The 16,079-nt window shown below is 57.8% G+C and carries 14 protein-coding genes; 4 read left to right on the forward strand and 10 right to left on the reverse strand.

The features are described from left to right. Positions 1–80 precede the first annotated feature (80 nt). Together RHM68_RS17535 and RHM68_RS17540 are read left to right on the forward strand one after the other, a co-directional pair. The gene (locus tag RHM68_RS17535; protein ID WP_322217124.1) at positions 81–821 is read left to right on the forward strand and encodes a YciK family oxidoreductase; all 741 of its coding nucleotides are present in this window, start codon (positions 81–83) and stop codon (positions 819–821) included. 372 nt (positions 822–1,193) lie between these two features. Beyond that, a complete protein-coding gene (locus tag RHM68_RS17540) occupies positions 1,194–2,120 on the forward strand; it encodes a GGDEF domain-containing protein (protein WP_322217126.1) in 927 nt (308 codons plus the stop codon). 108 nt (positions 2,121–2,228) lie between these two features. Here the strand turns inward: RHM68_RS17540 and RHM68_RS17545 are convergent, their stop codons facing one another. The 7 genes from RHM68_RS17545 to RHM68_RS17575 form a co-directional block, all read right to left on the reverse strand. After that, the gene (locus RHM68_RS17545) at positions 2,229–2,990 is read right to left on the reverse strand and encodes a TenA family transcriptional regulator (protein WP_416195201.1); all 762 of its coding nucleotides are present in this window, start codon (positions 2,988–2,990) and stop codon (positions 2,229–2,231) included. A gap of 78 nt (positions 2,991–3,068) precedes the next feature. Further along, positions 3,069–5,525 carry an EAL domain-containing protein gene (locus RHM68_RS17550; RefSeq protein WP_322217132.1) on the reverse strand — a complete coding sequence of 819 codons (2,457 nt, stop codon included), beginning with the start codon at positions 5,523–5,525 and terminating at the stop codon, positions 3,069–3,071. A gap of 248 nt (positions 5,526–5,773) precedes the next feature. Beyond that, positions 5,774–7,591 (reverse strand): ABC transporter ATP-binding protein, encoded by a 1,818-nt coding sequence (locus tag RHM68_RS17555; protein ID WP_322217135.1) that lies wholly within the window; start codon positions 7,589–7,591, stop codon positions 5,774–5,776. Beyond that, entirely contained in the window at positions 7,584–8,186 is a 603-nt protein-coding gene (locus tag RHM68_RS17560; RefSeq protein WP_322223837.1) for a DsbA family protein, read from the reverse strand. Before RHM68_RS17560 ends, RHM68_RS17555 begins: the two co-directional genes overlap by 8 nt. A gap of 36 nt (positions 8,187–8,222) precedes the next feature. Beyond that, on the reverse strand, positions 8,223–9,164 hold the full coding sequence (locus RHM68_RS17565) for a rhodanese-related sulfurtransferase (protein ID WP_322217138.1): 942 nt from the start codon (positions 9,162–9,164) through the stop codon (positions 8,223–8,225). 102 nt (positions 9,165–9,266) lie between these two features. Beyond that, positions 9,267–9,566, reverse strand: a complete 300-nt coding sequence (locus RHM68_RS17570; RefSeq protein ID WP_322217141.1) for a BolA family protein — start codon at positions 9,564–9,566, stop codon at positions 9,267–9,269. Between the two features lie 12 nt (positions 9,567–9,578). Continuing rightward, positions 9,579–10,103 carry a DUF2059 domain-containing protein gene (locus RHM68_RS17575; RefSeq protein ID WP_322217144.1) on the reverse strand — a complete coding sequence of 175 codons (525 nt, stop codon included), beginning with the start codon at positions 10,101–10,103 and terminating at the stop codon, positions 9,579–9,581. 204 nt (positions 10,104–10,307) lie between these two features. Here RHM68_RS17575 and RHM68_RS17580 point away from each other — a divergent pair, with 204 nt between their 5' ends. Then, positions 10,308–11,702, forward strand: coding sequence for a class II fumarate hydratase (locus RHM68_RS17580; protein WP_322217147.1), 1,395 nt, complete (start codon positions 10,308–10,310; stop codon positions 11,700–11,702). Between the two features lie 46 nt (positions 11,703–11,748). On the opposite strand, the gene RHM68_RS17585 is transcribed toward RHM68_RS17580, so the two are convergent. Then, a complete protein-coding gene (locus RHM68_RS17585; protein ID WP_322217150.1) occupies positions 11,749–12,702 on the reverse strand; it encodes a DMT family transporter in 954 nt (317 codons plus the stop codon). A gap of 209 nt (positions 12,703–12,911) precedes the next feature. Here RHM68_RS17585 and RHM68_RS17590 point away from each other — a divergent pair, with 209 nt between their 5' ends. Continuing rightward, the gene (locus RHM68_RS17590; protein WP_322217154.1) at positions 12,912–13,106 is read left to right on the forward strand and encodes a DUF6316 family protein; all 195 of its coding nucleotides are present in this window, start codon (positions 12,912–12,914) and stop codon (positions 13,104–13,106) included. A 105-nt stretch (positions 13,107–13,211) separates the two neighbouring features. On the opposite strand, the gene RHM68_RS17595 is transcribed toward RHM68_RS17590, so the two are convergent. Continuing rightward, positions 13,212–14,396 carry a thiolase family protein gene (locus RHM68_RS17595; protein WP_322217157.1) on the reverse strand — a complete coding sequence of 395 codons (1,185 nt, stop codon included), beginning with the start codon at positions 14,394–14,396 and terminating at the stop codon, positions 13,212–13,214. A 104-nt stretch (positions 14,397–14,500) separates the two neighbouring features. Further along, positions 14,501–16,015 carry a polyphosphate:AMP phosphotransferase gene (gene pap, locus RHM68_RS17600; protein WP_322217159.1) on the reverse strand — a complete coding sequence of 505 codons (1,515 nt, stop codon included), beginning with the start codon at positions 16,013–16,015 and terminating at the stop codon, positions 14,501–14,503. Positions 16,016–16,079 lie beyond the last annotated feature (64 nt).

Below are 16,079 nucleotides of genomic sequence, written 5' to 3' on the forward strand. Positions count from 1 at the left end.
CGACTGCGAAACCCATGCGGGGGCGGGCGTGCTCACAAATGAACGCTCTTCAGTCTGTTTTCTGTTTTGTTGAGGTTTTTATGTTTGATTACTCCGCCCGTCCTGAATTACTCAAGGGCCGGATCATCCTGGTCACCGGTGCGGGTCGCGGTATCGGCGCCGCCGCCGCAAAAACCTACGCGGCCCACGGTGCCACGGTGCTCCTGCTCGGCAAGACCGAAGCAAACCTGACGCAGGTCTACGACGAAATCGAAGCGGCTGGGCACCCACAACCGGCTGTGATCCCGTTTAACCTGGAAACCGCCCTGCCCCATCAATACGATGAGCTGGCGGCCATGATCGAGACTGAGTTCGGCCACCTTGACGGGCTACTACACAACGCCTCGATCATTGGCCCTCGGACACCGATTGAACAATTGTCCGGCGAAAACTTCATGCGTGTCATGCACATCAACGTCAACGCGATGTTCATGCTCACCAGCACGCTGCTGCCGCTGCTCAAATTGTCGCCGGACGCTTCGGTGGTGTTTACCTCCAGCAGTGTCGGACGCAAGGGCCGAGCGTACTGGGGCGCTTATGGCGTATCCAAGTTTGCCACCGAAGGCCTGATGCAAACCCTCGCCGATGAACTGGATGCCGTGGCACCCATGCGCTCCAACAGCATCAACCCAGGCGCCACACGCACCAGCATGCGCGCCCAGGCCTACCCGGCAGAAAACCCTCTGACTAACCCGACACCTGAAGAAATAATGCCGGTCTATCTGTACCTGATGGGACCGGACAGCACAGGCATCAATGGTCAGGCGTTCAACGCCCAGTAGCGCCATATATCGCTTTTATGCCGTGCCGTTTTACCGGCGCGGCAATCAAAGACCGCGGTAACGCGCCCCGAATCAGTCAAACAATTGCCATCACCTAGCGCCGCCCACCACAAAAATCCTTCTAACTAATTGATTTAAAAAGTCTTTTATTAATATGAACTGAATGGCACGACTTTCGCTCTAATTTTGTTCAAACACGCAGTGTGAAAGCAAATGGGGCGTCGCTTAAATCAGAAGGTTATTAATCTTCGACAAAGCGGATTAAGCTTGGACCAAATGTCCTACGGGACTGATGGACCAGTACGACACGCAGCCCAAAGCCGCTCTCACCCAGCCTGTAAGACAGCCTTACTGCTTAGGGGCGCACACCATATGAAATCACCTTCCCAGACCAACGCAATTGACTTCGATAGCGCCAAATTGCAACGCCTGGGCTTTGGCCAGCAATCCCCTCTTCTGGAACGGCCCGTCAGTCTGGCGCGGCTGAGGCAGCAATTGGGCCAACAGTTGCAAACCAGTCTTGAGCCGAAACGCATTCTTGGGCTCTTTTTCCGCGAAATCCAACGACTCGTCCCACTTGAGGCCCTGAGCTATGGGCACAAGGCGAGTGATTTGCGTCTGGAGTTTGGTCAACGCGGCCATCATTCGGTCAGCTACAGCCTGAGCCATGAAGGCGAGCCTCTGGGTGAGCTGGTGTTTCGCCGCAATCAGCGCTTTAGCGAGCAAGAACTTGGCAATCTGGAATCGCTGTTATCGGCGCTGCTCTACCCTATGCGCAACGCACTGCTGTATAGAGTGGCCACCCAAAGTGCATTGCGCGACCCGCTGACCGACACCGGCAACCGTATTGCCATGGATCAGACCCTGCAACGAGAAATAGAGATGTCGCGGCGGCACTTGCAGCCCCTGTCGCTGCTGATGCTGGACATCGATCACTTCAAAAGCATCAACGACAACCATGGGCACAGCGCCGGTGATGACGTACTCAAGGCTGTTGCCACCCTGATCAAAGGTCAGTTGCGCAACGTGGACATGGTGTTCCGGTTCGGGGGTGAAGAGTTTTTGATCGTGCTGTCCAATACCCACCGGGAAGCGGCGGCGATGGTCGGTGAACGGCTAAGATTTGCCGCGCAGGCTGAGGATTATCAAGCCGATGGCAAGTCGGTCGAACTGACGGTCAGCCTGGGTTGTTCAACGCTGCTCCCAGGCGAGTCGGCCGAAAGCCTGTTGCGACGAGCAGACAGCGCCCTCTACGTCGCCAAACGCGAAGGGCGCAATCGATTGGCGATGGCAGGCTGAACGAGGATAACCCTTTCGGGCGCCACCTTGCTTGTGATGATCCATAACCGGATTGTGCATTAAGCCCCGCAGGCAAGGTCACCCCCGCCTGACTAAGTGGGCCTCAGATCAGTTTTCGACCATCACCATGCGCTCACGAGCGACTGGCACTTTTTCCGAGTGTTCCAACTGAATGCAACGCTCGAGGAACAGGTACATGTAGTCGTAGCTCTTGCACACCGCTTGACGCAATTCGGCTTGAAGTGACTTGCTCGGGTTCATTCCGGCCAGGGTGCAGATGATTTCAAGCGCTTCCCAGGGATGGGCATCATCGTACTGAGCATGCATCTTCAGCCACTTCATCGCCCGCTTTCGGTCTTCCTCAGGGAACGCTGCCGCGTACAACCCATTGGAGCAGACCAGCGCCGACCATTCCCCGGTCGCACCTTCGATGGCGTAGTTAGTGGCAGCGATCGCAACAATCAGCGAATCGGCAGAACTGGTGTGCCAGCACCAGTGACTCAGCGCATGCAGTTCCGGCGCAACCTGTTGCGCCTGAAGATCTTCAAGAGTCACACCATGAGCGCGACTCCAGTTCACCCAGTAATCGGCGTGATTGAGTTCGACGCGAATGTTACGCATCAACCAACGACGCGCCATGTCTTCGCCCGGATGGCGCGCAAAGCGGGTCTTCGTCAAGTTCTGCGCCATATATAAGGCGAACTGTTCGACAACTGGCCAGCCACCGACCAGGTACTGGCGCATGGTTTTAGCGCTAAGTTTGTTGTCGCGCATGCGCTGATAAAGTTCATGCTCGACAACCCGACGCTTACTCTCGCTGCAATCCTGGATCAGTTTCTGAGCCCAGGCGGGGTAACTTGCAGCTTCCATGAGTGGTCCGGTTCGGTTGAATGTGTCGATCACTGTTCGGCTCCTTTTGATTGTGATTGTAAAGATCAGCAAGAGATTTCAACGGAACGTGCCAGGCGCCTTGAACAACAAAGGTTGAGGCCTGGCAGGACGACTTTGCAAACTGTCGCAGGTAAACAATTGCGGGCGCTCTATTACATACCCTTGAGCGTAATCTACCCCAATCTCCAGCAATGCCTGCTCGATCTGAGGTGTTTCAACAAACTCGGCAATCGTGCGTTTACCCATTACATGACCGATGTGGTTAATCACTTCGACCATGGCGCGGTTAATCGGGTCGTCCAGCATATCCTTTACGAAACTCCCATCGATTTTCAGGAAGTCTACAGGTAAATGTTTCAGATAAGCGAACGAAGACATACCGGCGCAAAAGTCATCCAATGAGAACTGACAACCTAAACCTTTGAGTTCATTGATAAATCTTATTGCACTTCCTAAATTTGAAATGGCGCTGGTTTCTGTAATTTCAAAACAAATCATTTCAGGTGGAATAGAGTAAGTAACAAACTGTTCACGCAAGAAGTCCAGGAACGCCTCATCTCCGATAGTAATACCTGACAGATTAATCGCACACACCGCCAAGGGGCCTTTATGTTCTTGCGCTATACATTGCGCAATGATCTTGAAAACGTTTTCCACTACCCAGCGGTCCAGCGATGTCATCAAACCATAACGCTCGGCGGCCGGAATGAAACTGTCGGGCAGAATCATGCGCCCGGCTTCGTCATGCAGACGTAGCAGGATTTCGATGTGCCCGCCCTCCTCGACTCGGCCTAGCGGGGCAATCTCTTGGGCGTAGAGGCAGAAGCGGTTTTCTTCCAGCGCCATGTGCAAGCGCTGCACCCACGCCATTTCGCCGAAACGCATAGACAGCTCAGAATCGTCGGCGTGGTAGACCTGAACCCGGTTGCGCCCCTTCTCCTTGGCCATGTAGCAGGCCATATCTGCAGCACGTAGAGAAGCCTCGAGCGTGGTCGGAGTATGGGCGACATGCACCAGACCAATGCTCACGGTGGTCAGGAACGGTCGCCCCTTCCACACGAAGTGCAGGTTTTGCACCGTCTGCCGCACACTCTCGGCGATTTTTTCCGCGGCTTCCGGCGCACAGTTTTCCAGCAGAATGCCGAACTCGTCGCCGCCCAACCGGGCCAGGGTATCGCCCTCACGCAGGCCCGATTGCAGCAGCGCACAGATGTGCCGCAGCAACTCATCGCCCGCCGCGTGACCACAGGTATCGTTGACCAGCTTGAACTGATCCAGGTCCAGAAACATCAAAGCGTGACGCCCCGACTGCCGCGTCAAATTGTGCAGGGCCTGTTCGAGGCGGTACTCGAACTCACGGCGGTTAGCCAATCCGGTCAAGGCATCATGGGTGGCCTGCCACGACAGATTGGCGATGTACTGTCGCTCTTGGGTCATGTCGTGCAGCACCAACACCGCACCACTGACCTTGTCGGCGTTGCGGATAGGCGCTCCGACCAACGTGACCGATACGGTGCTGCCGTCCAGACGCTGGATCAGCTTGGAGTGTTCACTGCCACCGCTGAGCTGGCCGCTCAAAATATGCTCGATCAGGGTGAACCCGTCGGCCATGGCATTTTCGTCCAGTAAATTGAACAGTGCCGCCAGCGGCAACCCGATTGCCTGTTCAGCTTTCCAGTGCGTCAACGCCTCTGCAGCCGGATTCATATAAGCAATTGCACCTTCGACATCCGTGGTGATCACCCCATCACCAATCGATTGCAGAGTGATTTGCGCTCGATCCTTCTCCAACTGCAAGGCATCAGCAAACGCATGACGCTGCTTGAGCAACTTATGGGTACGCAGTAACGCCAGCACAATCAATCCCAGCGCAGTAGCCAGGTTGGTCACCAGCAGCAGCCGCAGAATCAATCGCGACCCCTCACCCAACGCATCGCTGAAGGCTTTAGCGGCAGGCGTCACGGCGTCGTTGATGGCAAAAACCTGATCTTTCCAGCGTTTGATATCGTCAGAGGCGGCCAGGTTATTGGCAATACGCCGATGCATCTCCTGTGCCACGTTATCGAGTTGCATCAGATAGGAGTCACCGACCGTCCAGCGATCGATGGCTTTCTCGAGATAGCTGAAATGCCGGAAGTTCAGATACAGCCAGATCAGGCTGGACACGTCGTCCGGGTGATTGCCACCCTTGAGAATGCCACGACGCGCAGCCTCCAGATCTGGGGGTTGCTGATCGAGTGCCAGCCGTAACTCATGCCCGCCCTGAGGAACGGCAATAGCATTCTGGTACTTGAGGAATATCTGCTCATCGCGGCTATCCGCGTAGAGATTGAGGTAATAAATAGCGTCTTTCTGGCCCTTGGACCACAAGCTCTCGCCGGCAACATAGCCGCGAACCGCCGAGAGGACGTAAAGACTGACGCCCCCCAGCAAAGCCTGAAAGAGCACAACCGCGATAAATGGCCATACGATGCCCAACAACCGTGGCGTTCCGAGAGTCCGATTTTGCTTCATGAGGTCCCTTGCATGCGCACTTCCAGGCCGTTACTAACGTGACCTCCGTGGTTAGCCTAGGTGGCGTTCTCACTCCAGGCAAGCACAGGTTCCTCGCACTGTCGTATTTGAAGCCGATGAGCTGCTGCCATGCGATGCCTGCTCGCTGGACACCCCATCGATCAAGCAGCGCCCTGACTGTCGATATCGACCGCAGACATCGCCCAATGCTCACCCTATGCACGCACGATAATTAGCAAAAGAGCGAACTATAGTTGCTGCAAATGCCCGTAGAGTTTGGCGTATAAACCACCCTCGGCAATCAATTGCTGGTGGTCTCCATCCTCGGCAATTTGGCCGCCATCGAACACCAGGACGCGGTCGGCCTGCTTCACGGCGGATAAACGGTGGGCAATGACCAGGGTCGTCCGGCCATTTAAAAAACGCGCCAGTGCCCGGTGCAGGCTGTATTCGGTGGCAGCATCCAGGGCCGAAGTGGCTTCGTCGAGGATCACCACTTTGGGATCGGACAGAACCATTCGAGCAATGGCCAAGCGCTGTCGCTGACCGCCGGACAACCGAACACCGGAGCGTCCGACAATGCTGTCGAGGCCCTGCGGCAGGGCTTTGACGGTAGCGTCGAGTTGCGCAATTTCCAGCGCGCGCCAGCATGCTTCATCGCTGCGCGTGCGGCCCATGCTCAGATTGGCCCGTACCGTATCGTTGAACAGCGCCGGATGCTGAAGAACCACCGCGACATTTTCACGAACGGTTTCCAGGCCAATCTCCTGCTGGCTCGCCCCACCAAAACGGATCGTCCCCGCTTGCGGTGTGTACAGGCCCAACAACAACTGCACCAACGTGCTTTTACCGCCGCCGCTAGCGCCGACGATCGCAACTTTTTCACCGGGGGCGATGGACAGATTCAATTGATCGAGCACCGGTTCGTCGCCGTAGCCGAACCGTAAACCCTGAACCTCGATGCCCACGGTTTCTCGCCCCTTGAACGGATCGATACCCCCGGGGTATTGCGGCTCATCGGCCCGAGCCAGCAACTCGTTGATACGCGACAGCGCACCGCTCGCCGCGTAGTAGGCGTACTGCAGATTGAGCAGTTGTTCTACCGGCCCGATCATGAACCACAGGTAGCTGAACACCGCGAGCATCTGGCCGATGGACAAGTCGGAGAACAGCACGGTGAGCATGGCCGCCGCACGAAATATATCGATGCCGAACTGGAACAACAGCCCGCTGGCCCGGTTTGAAGCATCGGTTTTCCACTGAGAGTTCACCGCGTAATCCCGGACTTCACGGGCTCGCAGGCCCAGACGCCCGAGAAAAAAGCCCTGACGGTTGCCGGCGCGTACTTCCTGTATCGAGTCCAGGGTCTCGGTCAACGCCTGGGTGAAACGCGCGGTACTGTCGTTCTCGAGTTTCTTCAGGTGTTTGACCCGCTTGCCCAACTGTACCGTCGCGTAGATCACCAACGGGTTGAACAGCAGGATCAGCAGCGCGAGCTTCCAGTGCATCCACATCAAAATGCTCGCGGTGCCGACCAGCGTCAACATGGCCACGAGGAAGCGACTGAGGGTTTCGCCGACGAATTTATCGAGGGTATCCAGATCAGTGACCAAGTGGGTGGTTACGGTGCCACTGCCCAGGCTTTCGTATTCGGCCAGGGATATACGCTTGAGTCGCTCGATCAGCCGCACCCGAATCCGGTACACCAGGTCTTTGGCCAGCGCAGCAAACAGTTTTGCCTGCACCACGTTGAACAAGAGTGCCCCGCAACGCAGCACAAAGGTCACCAGCAGCATCAGGCCGATGTAACCCGCAGCTTTCTGCCAACCATCGGGCAGCGCGTGGTTCATGATCTTCAGCGCGTTGTCACCGTGGCCGAGCAGCACCTCATCGACCAGCAAGGGCAGCAGCAACGGGATCGGCACGCTGCACAGGGTCGCGAGTACCGCCACGCCGTTGGCAATCCACAAGGATTTTTTGTGATGTAAAGCCAGGCGGCGGATTTCTGCCCAGCTCAACCGATCAATGCCCTTCGCAGTAGTGACGTCATCGGGCAAATCATGCACAGGCAGCACGCTCCAGCCAGCGGCCGAGTAGCGGTGACAGTTCACTCAACGGCTGATAACCATTGGTCAGCAGCGCCAGTTGGCCATCACGTTCGGCCAGCAGCGTTGGGAAGCCGGCAATGCCCAAGTCCTGGACCCACGTGAAATCGGCAGCGGTCGCTGCGTGCTGGTCAGCCCGGTCGAAAGCCGCTGCGAACTCAATACGCGGCAACCCAGCCTGCTCCGCCAGCTCCACCAGGACACTGGCGTGAGTGACGTCGCGGCCTTCAACATAAAAAGCATGTTGAATCAGCCCGAGCAGTTTCCACGCGCAATCCGGTGCCAGGCTGCGTGCGGTGACCAGCGCCCGGCAGGCGGGCTCGGTGTCGTAGACAAAACCGTCGGGCAACGCACCCTCAAGCTTGAAAGGCTGGCCGGTGGCTTCAGTGACGGCCGCCCAATGCTCAAGGATGTAACGCCGAGTGGTCGGCTCCAGCGCAGCGCCACTGCCCGTGCGCAAGCCGCCCACCACCAGATGCAACTCCACACCCGCCGCCTGCGCCTGCGCGATCAGCGCTTCGGCCACCGGCGCAAAACCCCAGCACCAGGAACACATCGGGTCCATTACATAGAGCAGGCGGGCAGACATGGTTCAAGCCTCGGAGGGTGATTGCTTGTAGTTGTAACCAATTGGGTGAGGCAGGTTGCGCGCCTTCGCCAGCTCGATCTGCTTCTGCCGGTCGATGGCACTGCGGCGAGTTTTCTCGCTCAGCTTATCCCAGCAATGCGGGCAACTGATGCCCGCCACGTAGTGCTCGGATGCACGGTCTTCAACACTGACCGGTGTGCGGCAAGCATGACATTGATCGTAGTCGCCTTCGCTGAGGTCGTGGCGCACGGTCACGCGATTGTCGAATACAAAGCAGTCGCCCTGCCATTTTGTCTCTGCCTGAGGTACCTCTTCGAGGTACTTCAGAATCCCGCCCTTGAGGTGATAAACCTCGTCGAAGCCCTGGCTGAGCATGTAGCTCGAAGCCTTCTCGCAACGAATGCCACCGGTGCAGAACATCGCGACTTTCTTATGCACGGCCGGGTCGAAATGGGCTTTGATGTAATCGGGGAACTCGCGAAAACTGGTGGTTTTGGGATCGATGGCGCCTTCGAAGGTGCCAATCGAAACTTCGTAGTCATTACGGGTATCGATCAGCAGCACTTGCGGGTCGCTGATCAACGCGTTCCAGTTTTCCGGGTCGACGTAAGTGCCAACCTTTTTGTTCGGGTCCACGCCTTCAACGCCGAGGGTGACGATTTCTTTCTTGAGTTTGACCTTGGTGCGGTAGAACGGCTGGTCAACGCAGTACGACTCTTTGTGGTCGATGTCGTCCATGCGCGGATCGTTCTTGAGCCAGGCCATCAGCCCGTCAATGCCTTCACGGCTGCCGGACACGGTGCCGTTGATGCCTTCTTCGGCAATCAGCAGGGTGCCTTTGACGCCGTTATCGACCATTGCTTGCAGCAGCGGTTCGCGCAGGGCGACGTAATCTTCGAGAGTGACGAACTTGTAAAGTGCCGCCACGACAATCTGTTGTGTCATGGGTGTTTCTCCAGGTGGCTACCCTCGTAAAGGGTGAACCGGATGCGAAAAAAAACGCGCCGGGTGAGCGGCGCGTTGCGGATTCTAGCAAAAAACCGCTGTTCAGTGCTTGCTGCCGCCAGCACAGGTCGGCGAGGCCGGGGCTGCGTCGATCTGTGCCCACTCTTCAGGCGTGTAGGTATGCAGCGCCAACGCGTGGAATTCACCCATCAGTTCGCCCAGGGTGCCGTACACCTTCTGGTGACGCTTGACGCGATTGAGGCCCTCAAACTGCTGGCTGACCACCACCGCCTTGAAGTGAGTTTGCAACCCACGGCTGTGCATATGGCTTTCATCCTGCACTTGAAGGTGTTGGGGCTGCAACAGCCCCAAAGTCGATTCGATGCGTTGTTGCAGGGTCATACCGAACTCCGCTTAAGGCTTTTTCTTGACGGGCGCCGCGGCGCCTTTAGGCTCCAGCTCGGCGGTCATGTCAGCCAGCAGCTTGTTGACCACAGGCACCGCGCTTTCAAGCTTGTCTTGAGTCATCTTTGCCGATTGCTGAGTCAGCTGAGGCATTTTCTCCAGGACTTTCTTACCCAGTGGCGACTGGTAGAAAGCAACCAGGTCCTTGAGTTCGGATTCGCTGAAGTTGGTGGTATAGAGCTTGACCATGTCCGGCTTCAGCTTATTCCAGCCAATAGCCTGGTCCAGAGCTGCGTTGGCCTTGGCCTGGTAGGTTTCCAGCAGGGCTTTTTTCGATTCAGGGGCTTTGGTCTGTTCAAAACGCTGAGCGAACATTTGCTGCACTTGCATGTACACCGGAGTGCCCAATTTGTCAGCGTGCGCCAAGGTCAGGAACGCTTCGGCACTGGCGTTGTGGCTGGCGGTATCAGCAAAAACCTGGCCGCTGGCGCAAACCAGTGCAACCGCGGTACAGATGGCACGAAGACGAGTCATCGAGTTTCCTTTTCTAGCAGGCGAGGTAAGACCCCAAGGGCGACCATTCTGCGCCTAAAAAACGCCGTGGCTCAACCCCTCCACCCTGCGGGGCTTGATTTAGAAGGGCTGGCGCAGAACTCTGTGGCCAAAAAGCAGACTGATGGAACCACAACCGCCTATCACGGCCTAAACTGCGCAATCAGACCTTAAGGAGTGTGACCGATGAGCCGTATCGAAACCGACAGCCTTGGCGAGGTTGAAGTCCCGGATGACGCTTACTGGGGCGCTCAGACCCAACGCTCGCTGATCAACTTCGCCATCGGTCAGGAGCGCATGCCCTTGGCGGTGCTGCACGCTCTGGCGCTAATCAAGAAAGCCGCGGCCCGGGTCAACGATCGTAACGGTGACCTGCCCGCCGATATCGCCCGGCTGATCGAGCAGGCGGCCGATGAAGTGCTCGACGGTAGCCATGACGATCAATTCCCGCTGGTGGTCTGGCAGACCGGCAGCGGCACCCAAAGCAACATGAACGTCAACGAAGTGATCGCCGGTCGCGCCAACGAGCTGGCCGGCAATCCGCGCGGTGGCAAGATACCGGTCCATCCCAACGATCACGTCAACCGCTCGCAAAGTTCCAACGACTGCTTTCCCACCGCCATGCACATCGCAGCGGTTCAGGCCGTGCAGCAACAGTTACTGCCTGCGATCAGCGAACTGTCGGGCGGGCTGGCCGAGCTGGCGGCGCGCCACATGAAACTGGTCAAGACCGGGCGCACCCACATGATGGACGCCACACCGATCACCTTCGGTCAGGAGTTGTCGGCGTTTATAGCGCAACTCGACTACGCCGAGCGGGCCATCCGGAGCGCGATGCCGGCCGTCTGTGAATTGGCACAGGGCGGCACCGCCGTTGGCACGGGTTTGAATTCGCCTCACGGTTTTGGTGAAGCAATCGCCGCCGAATTGGCCGCCCTCTCGGGCCTGCCTTTCGTCACCGCGCCGAACAAGTTTGCCGCACTGGCGGGGCATGAACCGTTGACAACCCTGTCGGGCGCGCTGAAAACCCTGGCCGTGACCCTGATGAAAATTGCCAACGACCTGCGCTTGCTGGGTTCCGGGCCACGTGCCGGTTTCGCGGAAGTAAAACTGCCCGCCAACGAGCCCGGCAGTTCGATCATGCCGGGCAAGGTTAACCCGACCCAGTGTGAAGCCCTGTCGATGCTCGCCTGCCAAGTCATGGGCAACGACGTCACCCTCGGATTTGCGGCGAGTCAGGGACACCTGCAACTGAACGTGTTCAAACCAGTGATCATCCACAACCTGCTGCAATCCATCCGTCTGCTGGCCGATGGTTGCTCCAACTTCCAGCAGCATTGCGTGGCAGGGTTAGAACCAGATGCCGCGAAAATGGCGGAACATCTGGAACGTGGGTTGATGCTGGTGACGGCGTTGAACCCGCACATTGGTTACGACAAATCCGCAGAGATAGCCAAGAAGGCTTACGCCGAAGGGCTGACGCTGCGCGAAGCGGCGTTGCAGTTGGGCTACCTGACGGATGAACAGTTCGATGCCTGGGTGCGGCCGGAAAATATGCTGGAGGCCGGCGTCAAGGGCTGAGCACCCTGCGCTGATCGCTCCCACGCGCTAGTGGGAGCGATCATCCTCACGCCATGCGCATCCGGCGCGCCCTGAGTCCGGCTATTAATGAGGGTCCCAACGCTACCAGCGCCGAACCCAGCACCACCAGCACCGCCCCGCCATAACCCAACGCATTGATCTGCTCGGCATGCACGTACTCTGGCCACAACCACGCGGCCAGTGCCACGGCGACAAAGGTCACCAACGGCGTGACCGCCAAGGTCGCGCTGACCCGCGATGCCTCCCAGTGCGCCAGCGCCTCAGCAAAAGCGCCATAGGCAATCAGCGTGTTCAAGCAACACGCCAGCAGCAGCCAGCCTTGCAGCGGGCTTAGTTGCAGCGCTTCCAGCGGATGCACCCACGGCGTCAGCAGCAAGGCACAGAACAGGTAAATCACCATCATGACCTGCAACGAATTCCACACTGTGAGCAATTGCTTCTGCCCCAGGGCATAGAAAGTCCAGACCGTGGACGCAGCTAATATCATCAGCACCCCGGCGGTGTAATCGCTCAGCGAAGTGAGCAACTCGGCCAGGCGCTGATTGAAAAACAGCGCGAAGCCGATCAACAGCACCAACAGACCCACCCCTTGCCCGATGCTGAAGCGTTCCTTGAACACGAATAGGCTGGCAATCAGCAACAGGATGGGGCCCATCTGTACCACCAGTTGCGCAGTGCCGGGACTGAGAAGGTTCAGGCCCATCAGGTACAGCACGTAATTTCCCACCAACCCCAGAACAGCCATTAACACCAGCCAGCCCCCTCTGGGGCCCAGCACTTTGCGACTGGGAAGGCGCCGGGTCGTCGCCAGGTACAGAAACAGGCAACCGCCGGAGACCAGCAGACGAAACCAGGTCACCGTGACCGGGTCCATCACCAGCAGCACTTGCTTGAGTTTGATCGGCAGGATTCCCCACAGCAGCGCGGTCAATAAGGCCAGGAAAAACCCATACACCCAGCGCCCCGATGAAATATGCATGCAATCCCCCAAGCCAATGACGCGAAACACCATTCTAGGCGCAGAGCCGCAAACGACGCAGGAACGGTTGTCGCCTGGCCGCAAATACAACGGTGCAGGTCGTACTGTTAAGGGAAGGTTGTGCCGTCGATCAGGAGAAAAGACGCTTAACCGAGTTCAGGCATAAGCTAATTCGGTAACCCCCCAGGAACTTCCCTCAGGAGATCGCCATGTACGGCATGCGCGCCCAGGACAACGCCCCCGCCACGCACTTCCGCAGTGACCGGTTGTGCCGGGTAAATGGTCGTTTGTACTTCAACACTCGAGAAAACACTCTCGAAGGGCCGTTTGACAGCCCCGACGTAGCGCTGAGGGAAATTCAGGCGTACATCGAGCGGATGCAGACGTTGTGTATCAACCCATAACTGCGGCGCCGGCATCGCGAGCAAGTTCCGCCACCGGGACATTCCAACTGCGGGTGGTAGAGCGTGCTCGCGATAGCGCACGATCAGGCAACAAGACTGCCTGGCTTAAAGCACCGCCTCAAACAGCCCCGTAGCCCCCATCCCGCCGCCGACACACATAGTGACGATGCCATAGCGCACATGGCGCCGTTGCAGCTCTCGCACCAGATGACCGACCTGCCGCGACCCGGTCATGCCAAAGGGATGGCCGATAGAAATCGAGCCACCGTTGACGTTGTACTTCGCGTTATCGATTTCCAATCGATTACGGCTGTAGAGGCACTGTGAAGCAAAGGCTTCGTTCAGTTCCCACAGATCAATATCGGCCACTTGCAAGCCCTTGGCCTTGAGTAATTTGGGCACGGAGAACACCGGGCCGATGCCCATTTCATCCGGAGCACACCCGGCCACCGTGAAACCACGGAAGAACGCTTTGGGTTTTAATCCCAGCTCCAGCGCTTTATCCAGGCTCATCACCAAGGTCATGGACGCGCCATCGGACAACTGCGAAGCGTTACCAGCGGTCACCGAACCGTCCTCGGCAAACACCGGTTTCAACGCAGCCAGACTTTGCAAAGTGGTGTCCGGCCGGTTGTAGTCGTCGCGATCGACAACCCCTTGAACTAATTGCACCTGGCCTGTGAGTTTGTCTTCAACCCGGTACGTCACCGCCATGGGCACGATTTCATCATCAAACAGCCCGGCGGCTTGCGCGTGGGCAGTGCGCTGCTGACTTTGCAGCGCGTACACATCCTGCTCTTCGCGGCTGACATGGTAACGACACGCAACGATTTCCGCCGTCTGCCCCATAGGGAAGTAGATACCCGGCACGTTTTCCTTGAGCAACGGGTTGATCAGGTGGTCGGTGTTGACGCTTTTCATGGTCAGGCTGATGGACTCGACGCCGCCGGCGACAATGATGTCGCTGCAACCCGAGGCGATCTGGTTCGCAGCAATGGCAATGGCCTGCAAGCCCGAAGAGCAGAATCGGTTGAGGGTCATGCCCGCCGTGCCGATGCCCAGTTGCGAGAGCACCGCGACATTGCGCCCGATGTTGTAGCCCTGAGCACCTTCGTTGGAGCCGGCCCCGACGATGCAGTCCTCGACGCTGGCCGGGTCAATGTCGTTACGAGTAAGCAGCGCGTTCACGCAGTGGGCCGCCATGTCGTCTGGACGGGTCTGGTTGAACTTACCGCGAAAGGATTTGGCCAGGCCGGTCCGCACGCTGTCGACGATCACCACTTCACGCATGGCATACCTCATTGTTGTTATCGGTTGAGAGTGGACCGAGCATAAGTCCACCCCTTACCGACCGCGACAATCATTCATCCCGCGTATGCGCAACCATGGCGTGGCTACTTGTCGTGCTTCTTGCTGTGTTTGTCAGACTTTTCGAACGCCTCTTCCAGCGCTCGGTTGATGGTGCGTAACACCTTGATTCGGGCCCAGCGCTTGTCATTGGCTTCGACCAGGGTCCACGGTGAAATCTCGGTACTGGTGCGATCCACCATGTCGCCGACCGCCGCGCGGTAATCGTCCCACTTGTCGCGATTACGCCAGTCGTCCTCGGTGATTTTGAAGCGTTTGAAAGGAATTTCTTCGCGAGCCTGAAAGCGTTCCAGTTGAGTCTGTTTGTCGATGGCTAGCCAGAACTTGACCACGATGACACCGGCTTCGGCGATCTGCTCTTCGAAATCATTGATCTCGCTGTAGGCCCGCAACCAGTCTGCCGGTGGGCAAAAGCCTTCGACGCGCTCCACCAACACCCGGCCATACCACGAACGATCAAAGACCGTGAACTTGCCGCGTGCCGGGATGTGCCGCCAGAACCGCCAGAGATACGGCTGCGCACGCTCTTCTTCGGTGGGGGCTGCAATCGGCACGATGCTGTACTGGCGCGGATCGAGCGCCGCCGCCACTCGCCGGATCGCGCCGCCCTTGCCGGCAGCGTCGTTGCCTTCAAACACCGCCACCAACGCGTGTTGCCGCATGCGCTTGTCACGCATCAGGCCGGAGAATCGCGCCTGCTCGGTGATCAGTTGCTCTTCGTAATCGTCCTTCTCCAAGCGTTGAGTCATGTCGAGGCTGCCGATCAGGCTCAGTTGATCGACACTGGCAGGCAGTGGCGCGGCGTTGACGTGAGCGGGGTTGACCTGGGGCCGACCGAGGGCACTCTGCAAACCTTCGAGCAGGATCTTGCCCACCGTCAGACTTCGGTAATGGGCGTCAACTCCTTCAATCACGTGCCACGGGGCATAGTCGCGGCTGGTACGGCGCAGTACCCGCTCGCCGTACTTCACGAACTTGTCATAGGTTTTCGATTGCTGCCAATCCAGCGGGCTGATACGCCAGCTGTGCAGTGGGTCATCGGCCAAGGCCTTGAGCCGCGCTTTCATTTGCTTTTTAGACAGGTGGAACCAGAACTTGAAGATCAGCGCACCTTCATCGCAGAGCATTTTCTCCAGGCGCTCGGACTGATTGATCGCTTGATCCAGCACCGCGTCTTTGAACGAACCATGCACCCGGCCTTGCAGCATCTGGCTGTACCAGTTGCCAAAGAACACACCCATGCGGCCCTTGGCCGGGAGCATGCGCCAGTAGCGCCAGGCCGGTGGCCGCGCCAGCTCTTCGTCGGTCTGCTGATCGAAGGTGCGCACTTCAATCAGGCGCGGGTCCATCCACTCGTTGAGCAACTTAACCGTCTCGCCCTTGCCGGCGCCTTCAATACCGTTGATCAGGATGATGACCGGGAAGCGTTTTTGTTGCTGTAGCTCGAACTGTGCTTCGAGCAACGCTTCACGCAGGGCCGGCACCTCGGCGTCATAAGTTTCTTTGTCGATGGCGTGACCGATTTCGGCAGATTCAAACATGGGCGGCTCCATTCCAGGATTGAGCAAGACTAGCGGATTGGGCAGGTGATCATCAGAGAAGTTC

Source organism: Pseudomonas sp. DC1.2, from assembly GCF_034351645.1.
Taxonomy (GTDB): Bacteria; Pseudomonadota; Gammaproteobacteria; order Pseudomonadales; family Pseudomonadaceae; genus Aquipseudomonas.